At 45.2% G+C, this 15,386-nt stretch carries 16 protein-coding genes, 1 rRNA gene and 1 other annotated feature; all 17 genes read right to left on the reverse strand.

The window, feature by feature from the left end:
- Positions 1–176: ribosomal RNA gene (locus HFE01_RS21265) — 16S ribosomal RNA — on the reverse strand; the annotation flags it as partial.
- A gap of 547 nt (positions 177–723) precedes the next feature.
- Positions 724–2,397 (reverse strand): LysM peptidoglycan-binding domain-containing protein, encoded by a 1,674-nt coding sequence (locus tag HFE01_RS21270; protein ID WP_167438379.1) that lies wholly within the window; start codon positions 2,395–2,397, stop codon positions 724–726.
- Between the two features lie 158 nt (positions 2,398–2,555).
- On the reverse strand, positions 2,556–3,440 hold the full coding sequence (ilvE, locus tag HFE01_RS21275) for a branched-chain-amino-acid transaminase (protein ID WP_107734833.1): 885 nt from the start codon (positions 3,438–3,440) through the stop codon (positions 2,556–2,558).
- A gap of 17 nt (positions 3,441–3,457) precedes the next feature.
- The gene (gene pheA, locus HFE01_RS21280) at positions 3,458–4,357 is read right to left on the reverse strand and encodes a prephenate dehydratase (RefSeq protein WP_107734834.1); all 900 of its coding nucleotides are present in this window, start codon (positions 4,355–4,357) and stop codon (positions 3,458–3,460) included.
- The gene (gene thrB, locus HFE01_RS21285; RefSeq protein WP_107734835.1) at positions 4,354–5,322 is read right to left on the reverse strand and encodes a homoserine kinase; all 969 of its coding nucleotides are present in this window, start codon (positions 5,320–5,322) and stop codon (positions 4,354–4,356) included. The genes pheA and thrB overlap by 4 nt, the downstream gene beginning before the upstream one ends.
- A 27-nt stretch (positions 5,323–5,349) precedes the next feature.
- Positions 5,350–6,636, reverse strand: a complete 1,287-nt coding sequence (locus HFE01_RS21290; RefSeq protein WP_107734836.1) for a homoserine dehydrogenase — start codon at positions 6,634–6,636, stop codon at positions 5,350–5,352.
- A 42-nt stretch (positions 6,637–6,678) separates the two neighbouring features.
- A complete protein-coding gene (locus tag HFE01_RS21295) occupies positions 6,679–7,116 on the reverse strand; it encodes an ACT domain-containing protein (RefSeq protein WP_013372659.1) in 438 nt (145 codons plus the stop codon).
- 158 nt (positions 7,117–7,274) lie between these two features.
- Positions 7,275–8,585 (reverse strand): GTPase ObgE, encoded by a 1,311-nt coding sequence (gene obgE, locus HFE01_RS21300; RefSeq protein ID WP_107734837.1) that lies wholly within the window; start codon positions 8,583–8,585, stop codon positions 7,275–7,277.
- A 13-nt stretch (positions 8,586–8,598) separates the two neighbouring features.
- On the reverse strand, positions 8,599–9,336 hold the full coding sequence (locus HFE01_RS21305; RefSeq protein WP_103042560.1) for a Spo0B domain-containing protein: 738 nt from the start codon (positions 9,334–9,336) through the stop codon (positions 8,599–8,601).
- Between the two features lie 146 nt (positions 9,337–9,482).
- On the reverse strand, positions 9,483–9,800 hold the full coding sequence (gene rpmA, locus HFE01_RS21310; protein WP_013311590.1) for a 50S ribosomal protein L27: 318 nt from the start codon (positions 9,798–9,800) through the stop codon (positions 9,483–9,485).
- A gap of 5 nt (positions 9,801–9,805) precedes the next feature.
- On the reverse strand, positions 9,806–10,144 hold the full coding sequence (locus tag HFE01_RS21315; protein WP_016818432.1) for a ribosomal-processing cysteine protease Prp: 339 nt from the start codon (positions 10,142–10,144) through the stop codon (positions 9,806–9,808).
- 13 nt (positions 10,145–10,157) lie between these two features.
- Complete coding sequence (gene rplU, locus HFE01_RS21320; RefSeq protein ID WP_013311592.1) at positions 10,158–10,469, reverse strand: 50S ribosomal protein L21; 312 nt, start codon at positions 10,467–10,469, stop codon at positions 10,158–10,160.
- 13 nt (positions 10,470–10,482) lie between these two features.
- Positions 10,483–10,569 (reverse strand) — a sequence feature (ribosomal protein L21 leader region).
- A gap of 96 nt (positions 10,570–10,665) precedes the next feature.
- Entirely contained in the window at positions 10,666–11,850 is a 1,185-nt protein-coding gene (locus HFE01_RS21325; RefSeq protein ID WP_107734838.1) for an Rne/Rng family ribonuclease, read from the reverse strand.
- 48 nt (positions 11,851–11,898) lie between these two features.
- Positions 11,899–12,777: a M50 family metallopeptidase gene (locus HFE01_RS21330; RefSeq protein ID WP_016818430.1), complete on the reverse strand. Its 879-nt coding sequence runs from the start codon at positions 12,775–12,777 to the stop codon at positions 11,899–11,901.
- A complete protein-coding gene (locus tag HFE01_RS21335) occupies positions 12,770–13,615 on the reverse strand; it encodes a peptidoglycan DD-metalloendopeptidase family protein (RefSeq protein WP_107734839.1) in 846 nt (281 codons plus the stop codon). The genes HFE01_RS21330 and HFE01_RS21335 overlap by 8 nt, the downstream gene beginning before the upstream one ends.
- Positions 13,616–13,907: 292 nt before the next feature.
- On the reverse strand, positions 13,908–14,705 hold the full coding sequence (minD, locus tag HFE01_RS21340; RefSeq protein WP_107734840.1) for a septum site-determining protein MinD: 798 nt from the start codon (positions 14,703–14,705) through the stop codon (positions 13,908–13,910).
- 3 nt (positions 14,706–14,708) lie between these two features.
- On the reverse strand, positions 14,709–15,371 hold the full coding sequence (minC, locus tag HFE01_RS21345) for a septum site-determining protein MinC (protein WP_017427422.1): 663 nt from the start codon (positions 15,369–15,371) through the stop codon (positions 14,709–14,711).
- Between the last annotated feature and the right edge of the window lie 15 nt (positions 15,372–15,386).

A 15,386-nucleotide genomic window follows, 5' to 3' on the forward strand; every position in this document is an offset into this window, starting at 1 on the left:
GTATTAGCTACCGTTTCCGGTAGTTATCCCTGTCTTGTGGGCAGGTTGCCTACGTGTTACTCACCCGTCCGCCGCTAGGTTGTTTAGAAGCAAGCTTCTAAACAACCCCGCTCGACTTGCATGTATTAGGCACGCCGCCAGCGTTCGTCCTGAGCCAGGATCAAACTCTCCATTAAAGACGTTACAAAGTAACGTCAACCTGTTTCATCTTCATCCACTCCAAGGAGAAGAACCGAAGATAAAACAATATAGAAAGAGCGATTAGCTCATTTTGAAACTGACGAGATAAAATATCTCTTTTGGATTTTGTAAACAAAATCCGTACTCACTCGTTGTTCAGTTTTCAAAGATCAAACCTGCGTAACTCTTTACTCTAACTCACTTCGTTTCTTCACCGCATCTCAGCGGCGACTTAAATAATATATCATGTTTCTTTTATCTTTGCAACATTTTTTTAAGAGAATTTTTCAATAAATTCTAATTTGTTTTTATGTTGCTAATTATCTTGTAAAAGACAACTATAAGAATATACCACATGACTATGCTAATTAGCAACATCTTTTTTAGTGACATTATTCATGTGTAGGATTACTGCATTAAAAAAAAAGAGACTATCATTCTCAACTAGCAGAATAACAGCCTCTTTAACATTTATTCCTTTCACCTTATGACTAACAAATCGGGACAGTAATAGCGTTTACCTCTTTCTTATATTTTTCTGCGTCAGTCATTAATCCATGGATTTTGACGTGCACGAGCACTATAGGATGAGGAGCGAGATCTTCCTCCTGTCGATTTACGGGATTTATGCTTCTTAACAGTAGCATGTTCACTTGAAACCTTGGCTTTAGATGTTTCTTCCTTGGATGTACTGCTAGAGTTGTCTTTTGATTTGCCTTTAGACGCGCTATTGTCTTTTTTTGAAGAAGCACCTTCATTTTGCGATGGAATAGTCAGATTGTTACCTACCTCTTGCGTTCCCGGAGAGGCTGGCGCCGACTCGATGTTTCCTTCCCGGCATCCACAGTCTGGCATAAACATATAGGGCGTTGTATATCCCTCTAATGGATACATAGGTGCATTTCCATGTGCGAACGGATGATATGGATGATTCGCGGCGTGTTGAGCCATTGGTTGGCTAAAGTCGGACACGTATCCACTTGCAGGCATACTATATTGTGGTCCTCCCCATGCGTTGCCCCACTGGCTACTCTGGACTGCACTCTCTGGTTGCTGCTGCGGACCCCCTTGGTGGATAAATGGAGGATAGACAGGATAGGATGTATTTTCAGACGCTTCATGACTCGGATAATATCCAGGGGTGCAGCAGCAATCTGAATAGGCAGGATAAGGTGTGGGATGAGCATGTATGGGTGCTGCTGTCTGCACAGGTCCCCAGCACCATGGATGCTCACAGTCATGATGATAGCCCTGATCTGCAACTACAGTAGGAGAGGCATGTTCTGCAAAGGAAGTATTTACAGGAGCATTCCCCCAATTCTGAGGAGACCCAATCCCCGGATACAACGAGTTCGGCATTGCATTTATTGGCGGACTGTAATCAAATGTCGGTTGCTGTAATGGCCATGAGGAATTTTCCATCGGCTTCGAGCTTGTGCAGCCACAAAACTTTTCAGTTACAGGTTGCTTTTCGATATTAATTGGAAGCTGCGGTTTAGGTGCAATCGGTTGAGTGACTATAGGTTGGGTGACTATAGGTTGCATTTGTTGAGGTGGGGCAGTTTGAGTAATTATGGGCTGCAATTGAGGTGGAGCAGGATTTACGGGCGCCATATTGACAGGTGCCATGTTCACGGGTGCCATATTGACGGGCGCCATAGGAGCTTCAGGCAGTTTTAATTCAGGAAGCTTAGGAGGATTCACTGTTTCTTTCGGCTGTGTCATTTCTTCTTTAGGGCTAGGTATATTCTCCGGTTTAGGCTGTGTTAATTCCGCCTTGGGCTGGGTAAGTTCTTCCTTGGTCGGGGATTCGGTTTTAGGCTGTGTCATCTCTTCTTTCACTGCGGTATTTTTTTTATTCATAGAAAGATCAGATGCGTTTTCTTTGTAGTGTGGAATATTAACTGTTTCTCCAACCAGAAGTGCGTTCGGGTTTTTAAGTTGGGAATTGGCATCAATAATTATCTTAAGCGGTACATTCCACGCCTTGGACAACTTCCATAACGTATCACCTTGCTTAACCTTGTGTTGATAGACCGTTGACGGCTGTGTTTCCATCGTAACAGGATCTGTCGGAATTTTGATCTTCTCACCGATGCTCAACTGATTAGGGTCTGCCAATTGGGGATTGGCGGCAATAACTTTCTCTAGTGTCACATTATACTTCTGTGCCAGTAAGTATAGAGTGTCACCTTTTTTGACGATGTGTATTTTCACAGGTCACAAACCTCCTAGACTTTCGTTCGGGCGGGATAAACGCCCGGCTTCTGTTATTACATCCTATGCACCTCCCGGGCGAATGACCCCCTACAAACAAAAAAATCCTCTCAACCGAATACTCTTACAAGCATTCAGTCAAAAGGATCTCGATTATTTTAGTCCTGCCACACTTTATAGCCATCCTGATCCACAATCTTCCGGAACTCAGCCAGAAGCTCCAAAGTCACTGGACCAGCAACACCGGAGCCAATCGTACGACCATCTACTTCATAAGCTGCAATCACTTCTGCCGCAGTTCCCGTAAAAAACACCTCGTCCGCGACATATACATCATGCAATGTAAAAGGTTGCTCCTTAAGCGAATATCCAAGCTTAGCACACAAATCGATGATAGCATTACGAGTAATCCCCTCAAGCGCTCCCAAATAACAAGGCGGTGTGTACAACACTCCATTTTTGACAATGAAAATGTTGTCAGCAGAACCTTCCGTCACATATCCTTGGGAATTGAGCATAATAGCCTCACCTACACCAGCATAGTTAGATTGGATCTTCACCAGGATATTGTTGAGGTAGTTCAATGATTTAATCTTTGGATTCAAAGCATCCGGGATGTTGCGACGCTGAGAGACAGAGATTGTCTTCAGGCCTGTCAAATAAGCTTCTTCCGGGTAAATGGCGAGCTGCTCGACGATAATGATGACACTCGCTTTTGCACAACGAAGGGGATCCAAACCTAGATTTCCAGCACCACGGGATACAACCAATCGAATATATCCATTACGCATTTCGTTAAGGCGAATCGTTTCAGCCATGGCTTCCAACATTTCATCAGGAGACAACGGAATGTTCAACTGAATAGATTTCGCAGAATCATACAGACGCTCTAAATGCTCCTTACATTTAAAAATATTTCCGTTATAAATACGAATACCCTCAAATATACCGTCTCCGTACAAGAAACCATGGTCATATACGGAAACCTTTGCGTTCTCCTTAGTTACATGCCGCCCATCCAGATAGATCCATTGTTCTGCCATTACAACCACACCTCCGATTAATCTTCCTTCAAAATAGGTTCGATCGCTGCTTCAACATACTTGTAGCTTGGATAAGAGCCAAGAATGCGTACATGGCACCCCAAAGCCTCGATCTCTGCAAAGGCTGCCGGAAGCAAAACGGAATGCAGAGATTCCAGAACTTCAATGTAAAAATAATAATTCCCCAATTGCTTTTTGGTCGGACGCGATTCAATACGAGACAGGTTTAACCTGCGCCATGCAAATGCAGATAAAACCTGATGCAGCGCTCCCGGGAAATCCTGTGGCGGCGTGACCAAAATACTGGTTCGCTGGCCTTCTGGCGTACGCGGGAACCTTACAGGTTCATGTCCAATCAAGACAAAGCGGGTAAAATTGTTATCGTGATCCGTCACCTTGCTGGCCAAAATGTCCAATCCGTGTTTGGCAGCCGCAAGCTTGGTTCCGAGAGCGGTCCAACCTTTACCTGGGTTATGTTTAACAATTTCGACGGCTTCGGCCGTACTTCCTGCACTCTCCAGCTCAGCTTGAGGAGCGAAAGCTTGTATGAATTCTTTACATTGGGGAAGCGCTACAGGATGGGACATAATTTTGACTACTTTGCTCAAATCCAGCTCGTCCTGATCCCCAAGAAATTCACTACGATGTCCAATAAGATTTTGAATCGAAGGATATACCCATTCCGCCTGCATTGGAATGTCTACCTCATGTACAAGCCAGTCCATATGCAAACTCACAGAGCCGTCAATCGTATTTTCAATAGGAATTACACTATAGTCTGCCTGTCCCTTGTCTATTGCCTGAAATACGTCTGCTATATGTTTGTAAAATAGAAGTTCACAGGGTGTATCTCCTAACAAATATTTAATCGCTTCATGAGAAACAGTCCCCTCAGGAAGAAGTGCAATTCGTTTCATATCGTAAGTTCCCCTTTAATCATATCCATAAAAGGGTGTGTATTCCCTTCTGTATATACTTTAACCCCTTCAACCTCTGGGCTCAATTTCAAAACAGACGCAGTGATCCCTTCTTTGTTCATTGTCTCCGTTAAATACAGTTCTAGCTCCGCTTTGCGATTTTCCCGTTGATCCATCAATGCCAGCAACGTCGGTCCAGCACCACTAAGGGCCACACCCAATGCACCATAATGGTGCGCATCCTGTAGGATCTCTGTCATACCCGGCACTAGTGCCGCGCGGTAAGGCTGATGAAGCTGATCCCGCATCGCTTCGGCGATTAGATCTGTTCGGCCCGATGCCAATGCCGCTACCAGCATTGAAGCATGACTTATATTATATACAGCATCCTTCAAGGATACGTGGGTAGGCAGGACCTCTCTGGCCTTCGACGTAGACAGTTGAAAATCTGGAATAACTACCATTACCTCTAGATTAGCATCCGGTTCAATCCGTAAGTGCTTGGCATGCTCGCCATCCCACATAGCAGTAATAATACCACCAAACAGAGAGGCTCCGACATTGTCCGGATGCTTTTCGATAGCGCTTGCCATGTCAAATAGCTTGGAATCCGACAGAGGCGAGCCAATCAGCGTATTAGCAGCCACCAGGGCACCTACAATGGCGGAAGCACTGCTGCCCAAACCACGGGTAAGCGGAATATCCGAGTACATCGAAATTTCCAGCTCAGGAACAGATACACCTGCTTCACGAAAAACCATTTGTGCTACCTTGTAAATCAAATTGGTTTTATCTTGGGGAACGCCATTCATTTGATCTCCGTACAGATGGAAAGCTGTCTGCTCGGCCTCTTTTAATTCAATCCATGCGTATAGAGACAACGCCATGCCCAATGTATCAAAGCCAGGTCCTAGGTTAGCTGTACTCGCAGGCACGCGCACTCTTGCTGTTTTCAAAACGGTCATACAGATGATTCCTCCTGCTTTTATTGACTATCCCTCTACCCGATATACACTCTTGATGCGGCGAATCACGTCCAAAGTTTCAAAATGCTCTAAAACCTTTTTCATACTTGCTTTGCTAGCTAAATGAGTCACGATAATAATTTCAGCATCGGGATTAGTCTCATTCGGTTGCTGCACGACAGATGCCAAACTGACATTGAATTCAGCAAATACCTGCGTAATCTGTGCCAATACCCCCGCTTTATCATCCACGTGCAAAAGCACGAAATTTTTGAAATACACGTCTTCGTCATTGCTAATTTTTTTAGGATTGTAGGGTACGATTGCTTTAAGCCCATTTACGCCGAGTTTGAGGTTTTTCACTACAGCCACCAGGTCAGCCACAACTGATGTAGCTGTTGGCATTTCGCCTGCACCTGCACCATAAAACATGGTTTCACCCACCGCTTCACCATGTACATAAACTGCGTTGAACACCCCGTTCACCGAAGCCAATGGATGCTGCTTGCGCACCATAGTTGGCTGAACATTAATCGTAAATTCATCACCTTGACGCTCTGCAATGCCAAGTAATTTCATTTCATATCCTAATCTTTTAGCAAAAGCAATATCTTCACTGGTTACCTTGGAAATGCCGCTCACGCTTACATCCTTGAGCTCTACATTGGAACGGAAACCAAGGGTCCCAAGTATCGCCATCTTTCGGGCCGCATCCAACCCTTCGACATCTGAGGTCGGATCAGATTCTGCGTATCCAAGCTCTTGGGCTTCCTTAAGAACCTCCTCATACGAGGCTCCTTCCTGGCTCATTTTAGTTAAAATATAGTTTGTTGTCCCGTTCACAATCCCCATAATGCGGGTAATACGGTCAGAGGAGAAACCTTCGATGAGCGTACGAATGATCGGTATACCGCCCGCTACGCTAGCCTCATAAAAAATATCACATTGTTTTTTCTGTGCCTTTGCCAATACTTCAGAACCGTGCAATGCCATTAAGTCCTTGTTGGCCGTTACAATGTGCTTGCCCCTCTCTAGCGCTTCGAGAATGTACTCCTTCGTCTGATCAATCCCACCCATGACTTCGATAATCACATCAATTTCAGGATCTCGAATGACTTCCCACGGGTCCTCCGTAAGCTTGGCGGTGTCCACTTCAATGGCACGATACTTTTCTATGTTTTTTACAGCTATTTTTTCAATGACGATCGGTGAACCGACTTGTCTGCTCAAGTCTTCCTGATTACCCTCAACGATTCGAACGACTCCCGTACCTACAGTCCCCAAGCCTAACAATCCTACTTTGACCGGTTTCATCCATTCCCCTCCTGCAACTTTTATCTAACGAACTGTATCGCCTCAGCCTTGCCCAATCAGGCGGACCCGCTTGACTCCAGAAATACTTTCCAAGCCCTCCAGCAGAACACCCAATTCATCACTAAGCCTGGACATTTCTACTGAGATGACTACGTTGGCTCTGCCTTGCAGTGGAATACTTTGCTGGATTGTCAGCACATTACCTCCGTAATCTGCCACTCTGCCGAGCACCCTAGACAGCATGCCGGATTGATGCTCTAGATCAATAGAGATATTGACAATTCGCTCGCGCTCCAACTGGTTAACCAAATGTATGCCATCTTTATATTTATAAAAGGCGCTTCGGCTTAGCCCAACTTGCTCCACGGCATCATGCACGGTTTTAACATCCCCCGAAGCCAGCAGCAGTTTTACCTGTATGGTCTTAACAATAGCTTCAGGCAAAATATCTTCCCGTACCAAGTAATAGCGCTCTTTCAAGAACGTCCTCTCCTCAAAGACTTATGTTTTTGTATAGAGGACATTATATCGAAACTCTTGAAAATCGGCAAGCTAACAATACAAAAAAACGGCTACTGCCTTCTATAGAATTCCCTATAGTGCAGTAACCGTTCAGGTTTTAAAGCCTTATTTCATTTTTAGTAGTAGCTGCTACCTTCTACAAATTCGAACTCGAAATCAGCAATGCGTACAGATGTACCATCTGTGGCACCACGCTTACGTAGCTCAGCATCCACACCCATATGACGCAACGTTCTTGCTAATTTTAAGATGGCATCATGAGAATTCATCTGCATGCGCTTCATCATGCGCTCAATTTTGGGGCTGTGCACTACGAATGTGTCGTTTTCACGTACAATCGTAAAGCCCTCGTCTTCGGCCGTATCCAACTTAAATACCTTACGTTCATTGACTTCTGCTACTTCCTCAACAACTGGCTCGTCCGGCATTTGATCCAACAGATCAGCAGCCCGATAGAGCAGTTCTTTTACCCCCTGACGTGTCAGAGAGGAAATAGGCATGATTTCAAGGTCAGGACGTATTGCAGCAATCTGCTCTTTGAAGTGAGCAAGATTTTCTTCAGCTTCCGGCATATCCATTTTATTGGCCGCCACAATTTGTGGACGCTCAGCCAGAGCTGCATTATATTGCTTTAATTCGTCGTTTATTTTGGTCCAGTCTTCAAACGGGTCACGCCCTTCAGAGCCCGCCATATCCACAACATGGATAATGATTCGCGTCCGCTCAATATGCCGCAGGAATTCATGACCCAGTCCAGTGCCTTCATGAGCTCCTTCGATCAAACCAGGCAAATCGGCCATCACAAAGTTCCGCTGATCCCCCACATCTACGACGCCCAGATTTGGGGTAATCGTTGTAAAGTGGTATGCGCCAATTTTAGGTTTTGCGGAAGATACAACTGACAACAAGGTAGACTTTCCTACACTAGGAAATCCGACCAAGCCTACGTCAGCCATCACTTTTAACTCAAGTGTAATATAACGTTCTTGCCCCTCCGCACCGTTTTCAGCCAATTCAGGCGCTGGATTGCTTGGTGTAGCAAAACGAATATTACCGCGTCCTCCGCGTCCTCCTTTAGCTACAACGACCTGTTGGCCATGACGTGTCATATCTGCCAATACTTCACCAGTGTCATCATCCATGATAACTGTTCCCGGTGGTATACGGACGATCATGTGCTCTGCGTTGGCTCCGTGTTGGCTTTTGTTGCGACCTTTTACTCCACGCTGGGCTTTAAAATGCCGTTGGTATCGAAAATCCATCAAGGTGCGCAAACCCTCATCTACACGGAAAATCACATCTCCACCGTTCCCTCCGTCACCACCAGCTGGGCCACCATTAGGAACATATTTCTCACGGCGAAACGCAATTAATCCGTCTCCACCGTCACCGCCTTTAACAAAAATCTTCGCTTTATCTACAAACATGGTTACACCTTCCTTATGTCTGGCACTGCATTCGAATTTGAAGCATATCTCCTGTAGGGAGCTTCTCTGTTCGAAGGCGTTCACTTCCGAGTACGGATCTGACCTGCTTTAGTATATTTAAATCGGTAGGTATGTCACTTCCTTCAAAGCGGACGATAACATCATTCTGATCCATACCGAAATAAAGTGTCAATCTGCGCACTTCTCCCCAGGACGACCGGCCCCCGCCATATTGATACGCACGCACCGTTTGTATGACGGCCGAGGCAAGCGACTCGCCGTCTTCGGGAGACATGACAGCGTCTAACTTTAACTCTTCCTCAACCTTTACCGACAATTGTAAATTTCCGGCGTTCACGCGAAAAGACTGCAAATAAAACACCAGCGAGGGAATACCCAGCTTAGATATTTTACTGTCTTCCGACACCCGCCCTTTTATTGTTTCCACATAAGCAGCTGATTTATCATGCTTATTCATACGAATATAGCCATAAAGCACCTGTAAATCATTCATCCAGTCATGCCGATGATGGTTAAGCGTCGCTATCGCTGTACGCTCAAAAGAACGCAAAGCAGCTTTCCGCTCAAGTTCAACCTGTCTATGGGTATACCACATACCAAAACAAGCAGCAGCTACAGCCCACACAGCTAGTATGATAATCGTTAATGCTTTGGGATAGAGCAGTGAAAAAACCAAAGGAATCAGAATGGAACCCAACGCCAGATAAGGCGCTCTTATCCGCTGGAACATGGCTTCTCTCCGTTCTGCGATAATTAAATGGACTAGTCAACAACCTTAATCCAGTATAGCACAGACTAACTTTCCAGTTCATTACCATCATGCAAAAAAGCCTCCGACAAAAGTGCCGGAGGCTTTTCAGCGTGTCTAAGCCGCTATTAAGCTTCTACAGTAGCTGCTACTGGAGCAACGTCGATCGGGTAGATGCTCACCTTTTTGCGATCACGGCCCCAACGTTCGAACTTCACAACGCCGTCCACTTTCGCGAACAGAGTGTCGTCCTTACCGATGCCCACGTTCGTGCCCGGGTGAATTTTCGTTCCGCGTTGACGAACCAAGATGCTACCGCCGGTAACTGCTTGACCGTCAGCACGTTTCACTCCAAGACGTTTCGATCTGCTGTCACGTCCGTTTTTTGTGGAACCTACACCTTTTTTCGATGCGAATAACTGAAGATCCAATGTCAATTTCAACATGATGTCTACCTCCTTCTTTGTTTATTTTCTATTTGAATATACTTACCGTATGATTCAGCAATGCTTGTCAGCATAATCACCATGGATTCCAACAACAGTTGAACCTGTGCGTTCGCATCATGATAACTTTCAGGAGATAGATACGCGCTTAAAAAGCCGTTTTCCATTTCCGTTTCCATTTCAACGTCCGTAAGAGCTACAATCGAATTGACAGTTCCTACGGTTACCGCCGAAACACCAGCACATACGATATCTTCGCCAGATTTAGCAAAATTCGCATGGCCTTTAACAGAAAACCCCTGTATGCTGCCATCCTCCAGTCGTATAATACGCACGATAATCAATTATCGCACCCTCTTACGCTTGGATTTTTTCAATCGTCACTTTCGTGTACGGTTGACGATGACCTTGCTTCACATGGTAGTTCTTTTTAGGTTTGTATTTGTATACGATGACCTTTTGACCTTGACCATGCTTCTCAACTTTAGCCGTTACAGAAGCTCCAGAAAGAAGCGGTGTACCTGCTGTCAAGCCATTGTCGCCGGACACTGCCAGAACACGATCGAACGTTACAGTTTCACCATCATTAGCTTCCAACTTCTCGATGAACAATACGTCGCCCTCTTGAACTTTGTATTGCTTACCACCTGTTTCGATAATTGCGTACATTTGCTTGCACCTCCTTATGTCTCAGACTCGCCTAATAGCAGGTGGCAGTTTCTTTAAGATACTGCACTTCAGTACCTGATTGGAGCGGTTACAGCATGTGCAGCCAATCTTACGCATCACACATACTAAATGATTGTAGCACAAGCTTCGTACACATTCAACCTTTAGTTTTGAAATAATTTTGATTACGCACGTTCTATACGAGAGTCTTTTCTTCACGCACTTTTTTGCGGGTCATTTCCAGTAAACCTAACCGCGTCCAACCGACAACATAGGATTTAGTCCGGTCCTTTTTTAATCTTGCCTCCAGCACAGAGGATACTTCCCTACGATTCTCCTCTTGTTCCATATCAATAAAATCAATGATGATAATACCACCAATATCACGGACACGTACCAGGCGGGCAATTTCTTCTGCTGCTTCAATGTTAGTCTGGGTCACCGTCTCTTCCAGATTACTGCCGCCCGTAAACTTCCCAGTATTCACATCAACGACGGTCAATGCCTCCGTATGATCAATGACAATGTATCCGCCACCCTGAAGCCATACCTTTCGCGCAAAATCGCGTTCCAGCTGCTCATGAATGCCATAAGCTTTGAAAATAGTTTCTTCTGCACTGCGAAATATACTTACATGAGCTTTCGCAGAACCGATCTGTTGCAGCATTATTTCTGCATCCTTTGCTTGCTCCTCACTGTCAATGACCAGTTCATCCTGCTCAGGTGTAAACACATCGCGAATTAAACGCTGAACGATACTCAGATCCCGGTGCAATTCACACGGTGCAGAGTGTTCGCCCGCTTTACGCTGAATAGCCGCCCATTGCTTGCGTAGTTGATTCAGATCATTTTCAATCGCCTCTATACTCATTTCCTCTGAAACAGTACGAATGATGGCCCCTTCCTCACCCGTGCGCAGTTGCTCTCCCATTGCTTTCAAACGGGCACGTTCTCCCTCACGCTCAATCTTCTTGGATACGGCCACATAATCAGCACGGGGCATGTAAACAATCCAGCGGCCGGGAAGTGAAAAATGAGTGGTCACCCTGGCTCCTTTGCTACCAACTGCCTCTTTTAATACCTGTACTACGATTTCCTGCCCCACCTTTAACAGTTCAGAAATGGACGGCTTTACCTCTGGCTGCTTGTCCAAATGGGCATGAAGTACGTCATCCACATACAAAAAGGCATTCTTGCGCTGTCCAATGTCAACAAAAGCGGCTTGCATTCCCGGTAGCACATTGACCACCCTAGCTTTGAAAAAAGAACCTAGAATTCCCCGTTTTCGCGGTAGTTCAGCCGCATATTCAACCAACCGTCCCTCTTCCAACAGTGCCATTTGGGTCATCTGCTGTTGGCATTGTACAATCATTTGCTTCATGGTTTTTCAACCTCTCTGAATACAGCCTCTTCCTCAATTCATAAAACATTATTTAGGCTTGGATTCTCCACCATTTGGCGGGCGTGCCGCAAAATAAGAGCGTATAAGTCGTTGCTCCGGCAATACAGCTACAATCCGTCCCTGTTCATTCATAACGTAAACCATATGATATCGATCTCTTCTGAAAAGACGCAAAACAGGCTCCAAATGTTTCACTGGCAGGGATACAATAGGTAAAGCAATGCTTCCTTTAGCCGCTTCGCGGTAAAAAAGCTCGTCCCTCCCCAGCAAAAAACGTATAAAACGGTAAGGGATATTCCGATAATCCACAATATTAGAATAAAGCAAAAAAATCCCTACCGCCAGCAGATTTAAATGTAAAGGCTCATCTTGCCTTAATAACGGCGAAATACCATACAGGCAAAACAGCAGACTGGTTACGATACTGGCTCTAAAAGTCCATACTAATGTGCGATGATAAGAAAAGAATAAGCTAATCAGTGACTGTAATATTTTCCCACCATCGAGCGGTAAAATGGGCAACAAATTAAACAATGCAATAACAGCATTTCCCTGAATTATATAATTTACATAATCATGCTCCAACCCACTCACATGCCTAAGCCACAAAAGAATGATGATCATGATTCCGTTTTGCAGGGGGCCCGCTAGAGCAATGACAATTTCCTTCCACGCATTGAGCTTCCCTTGATCCTCAATGACAGCTACTCCTCCAAAGGGTAACATCTGTATGGAAAGCAACCGCGCCCCCAACAACGAAGCAGCTGTCGCATGACCTAGTTCATGTATAAACACCAGTGTAAACAAGGTCATGATCTCGATAAAATGTCCAGTTAATACAGAGGTCAGCATAACTAGTACAAACAGTGGATGCAGTGATAGGGTCACCCCTCGGACATTAATCAAGGGCTACCACTTCCGACGGGTCAATGTATTGATCCCCTCTTTGAATTGCCAAAAATAAAGTTGCCACCTCGCTACCGCTGTGACTTGCTGGCAATACACCGATCTCTTCACCCTCCTGAACCCAATCGTTCACTTTTAAGGTAGAGCGTGAAAGCCTTCCGTAAGTTGCTGTGATGCCCCCAGTGTGACGAACTGTAACCGAAATCCCACTTTTGGGATGGTTTAATACGTCTAATACACGTCCTGCATCTATACTTTTAACAGCGATTGCCCCGTTATCGGTAACATTCGGCGTAATTTCTACTCCTTTAAGGCTCAGTACAAACGGCTGTGTTATATTGCCTTCAATCGGTGGAGAGCCCTTTCGACTAGCGTCTACCTGGTTCGTTTCATGCTCCTCGCCAAAAATCGGTAAAAAGGAAGGAGCTCCGTCAAAATAAGTTTTATACCATTGTCCGGCGGCTACAAAATCCATGTCCTTATTCAAGGCATCCGCGACAAACATTCTCAAATTTACTGCATAGGGAATATCCCAGCGAAATAAGCCCCATACCACTCCAAATAACACTGTTGCTATGACAGTTCTGCGCCAAAAGGAACTCCAAAAAGACGGACCACGATTTGCCCCAAAAGATTGCTGCCAACGTTGTCGATCATTTTTCCACTCGGTTTCTGGGTCTCTGGGCGAGTTGGCACTGACTACAGGCATCGATTTCATTTCTCTGTACCCGTACCTGTCCTGATCTGTGCCTGAGGAATACGCCTCCGCTTTGTTACCCTCGATTAGCTGCTGTATACGTTCTTTTCTGCGCTGCTTGATTCCGGAATTTTTGTCCATCTTATTCAGCCCCCTCAGCGAGGTAAGTTTATTACATCTTATGAGGACGGGCTTCAACTTATGTTGTCCGGGTGGGAATTACATACCCTAAAAAATCAAAAAAACCGGCGCTAGCGCACCGGATATGTTTTGTATTTATAACATTTATGTAATGACCTAAATTTACGAACCATTATCATAGAAATTAAAAAAGCAAACCAAAAACACTTAAATAAGTTGCCACTTATTTAAGTGTCTAGTATTACAAATGAACGCTACTGTAACACTTACCTTAGAAATCTTCCTGTTTTCCTTATCCACCCATACCAAAAAATTTCTTAAAGCGTGTCATCACGCTCTTCTTCTGGTCCAGCTGCATAAGAGGCACAGTATCGCCCAAGATTCGTCTCGCAATGTTCCGATAGGCAATCGCTGCCTGTGCATCCGGATTCATAACAGTAGGCTCTCCTGTATTAGCTGCTTTAATTACCATTTCATCATCCGGTACAATCCCAATAAGGTCTATGCTAAGCACTTGTAGAATCCCATCAATATCTAACATATCTCCGGATCTAACCATACTATTGCGAATACGGTTAACCACCAACTTAGGTGATATCACATGTGAACTTTCCAGTAAACCAATGACCCGATCTGCATCGCGTACAGCAGCATTTTCTGGAGTAGTCACAACAATGGCCTGATCCGCACCAGCAATGGCATTTTTAAAGCCTTGCTCAATACCCGCAGGGCAGTCGATCAATATATATTCAAAATCCTTCTTAAGCTCTAAAATAATATCCTTGACCTGCTCCGGCGTAACAGCACTCTTGTCCTTGGTTTGAGCAGCTGGCAGCATATACAACTCCTCAAAACGCTTGTCCTTAACCAGTGCCTGATTCAGACGGCAACGACCTTCCGCTACATCAACAAGGTCATAAATAATCCGGTTTTCCAGACCCATCACAACGTCTAGATTACGCAAACCGATATCCGTATCCACCAAACACACCTTTTTGCCGAGCAGTGCAAGCGCTGTTCCTATATTGGCTGACGTCGTCGTTTTGCCGACGCCGCCTTTTCCTGAAGTGACGACGATAGCCTCTCCCATGTGCTACACCCCTTTGAACACGTTAAAATCGCGGCCCAGACGCACAATATTGCTCATTTTGTCTATTTGCATAGCGCCATCCTTGAGATACGCAAATTCCATGCCGGATTCACGCGTCTCCCATTCATCTGGTGGACGGCTGATCATTTCGGAAATTCGCAGCTGTGTTGGTGCAAAATAGGAGGCCGCGATAATCGCTTCACTATTTCCCTCCATCCCTGCATGCGCCATGCCCCGCAGAGCGCCAAGGACATAAATATCACCGGTACAAGTTATAATTCCACCCGGGTTAACATCTCCCAAAAAGAGTAAGTTTCCATCATGATGAAGCACTTGTCCTGAGCGGATAATCCCTGTCACCGTGTGAATGGGGGGCTTGCCCTGCACTACCGCAGGCAATCCGGGTGATTCTACAGACCTGATGAGCAGATTACCCTTCTGCTTTAAAATCTCCAGAATACTTTCCTTCTGCTCCTCCGTTACTTCCCGACTTCCCAGCTTAATATCCACATGAATGATCGGGCCTGTTAAAATATTTTGATGACTGTGCTCCAGCTTAAAACGCAGCTCACCCAGCAAATCCTCAAATTCGCATTGATCGTCCAGCAGGAATACCAGGCCATCTTTGATGCCTTTAATCGTGACATGATTCGATTTCACCGCCATTAGCCTGTCCCTCCT

The organism is Paenibacillus sp. EKM10P (assembly GCF_011800655.1).
Lineage (GTDB): Bacteria > Bacillota > Bacilli > Paenibacillales > Paenibacillaceae > Paenibacillus > Paenibacillus polymyxa.

Excerpts from the sequence above, each read along its gene's own strand:
- HFE01_RS21325 (WP_107734838.1), bottom strand. The coding sequence starts at position 11,850 with ATGAAGCAAATGATTGTACAATGCCAACAGCAGATGACCCAAATGGCA.
- minD (WP_107734840.1), bottom strand. The coding sequence starts at position 14,705 with ATGGGAGAGGCTATCGTCGTCACTTCAGGAAAAGGCGGCGTCGGCAAA.
- pheA (WP_107734834.1), bottom strand. The coding sequence starts at position 4,357 with ATGAAACGAATTGCACTTCTTCCTGAGGGGACTGTTTCTCATGAAGCG.
- rpmA (WP_013311590.1), bottom strand. The coding sequence starts at position 9,800 with ATGTTGAAATTGACATTGGATCTTCAGTTATTCGCATCGAAAAAAGGT.
- obgE (WP_107734837.1), bottom strand. The coding sequence starts at position 8,585 with ATGTTTGTAGATAAAGCGAAGATTTTTGTTAAAGGCGGTGACGGTGGA.
- rplU (WP_013311592.1), bottom strand. The coding sequence starts at position 10,469 with ATGTACGCAATTATCGAAACAGGTGGTAAGCAATACAAAGTTCAAGAG.
- HFE01_RS21305 (WP_103042560.1), bottom strand. The coding sequence starts at position 9,336 with ATGTTCCAGCGGATAAGAGCGCCTTATCTGGCGTTGGGTTCCATTCTG.
- thrB (WP_107734835.1), bottom strand. The coding sequence starts at position 5,322 with ATGACCGTTTTGAAAACAGCAAGAGTGCGCGTGCCTGCGAGTACAGCT.
- ilvE (WP_107734833.1), bottom strand. The coding sequence starts at position 3,440 with ATGGCAGAACAATGGATCTATCTGGATGGGCGGCATGTAACTAAGGAG.
- HFE01_RS21335 (WP_107734839.1), bottom strand. The coding sequence starts at position 13,615 with ATGGACAAAAATTCCGGAATCAAGCAGCGCAGAAAAGAACGTATACAG.
- minC (WP_017427422.1), bottom strand. The coding sequence starts at position 15,371 with ATGGCGGTGAAATCGAATCATGTCACGATTAAAGGCATCAAAGATGGC.
- HFE01_RS21290 (WP_107734836.1), bottom strand. The coding sequence starts at position 6,636 with ATGAAACCGGTCAAAGTAGGATTGTTAGGCTTGGGGACTGTAGGTACG.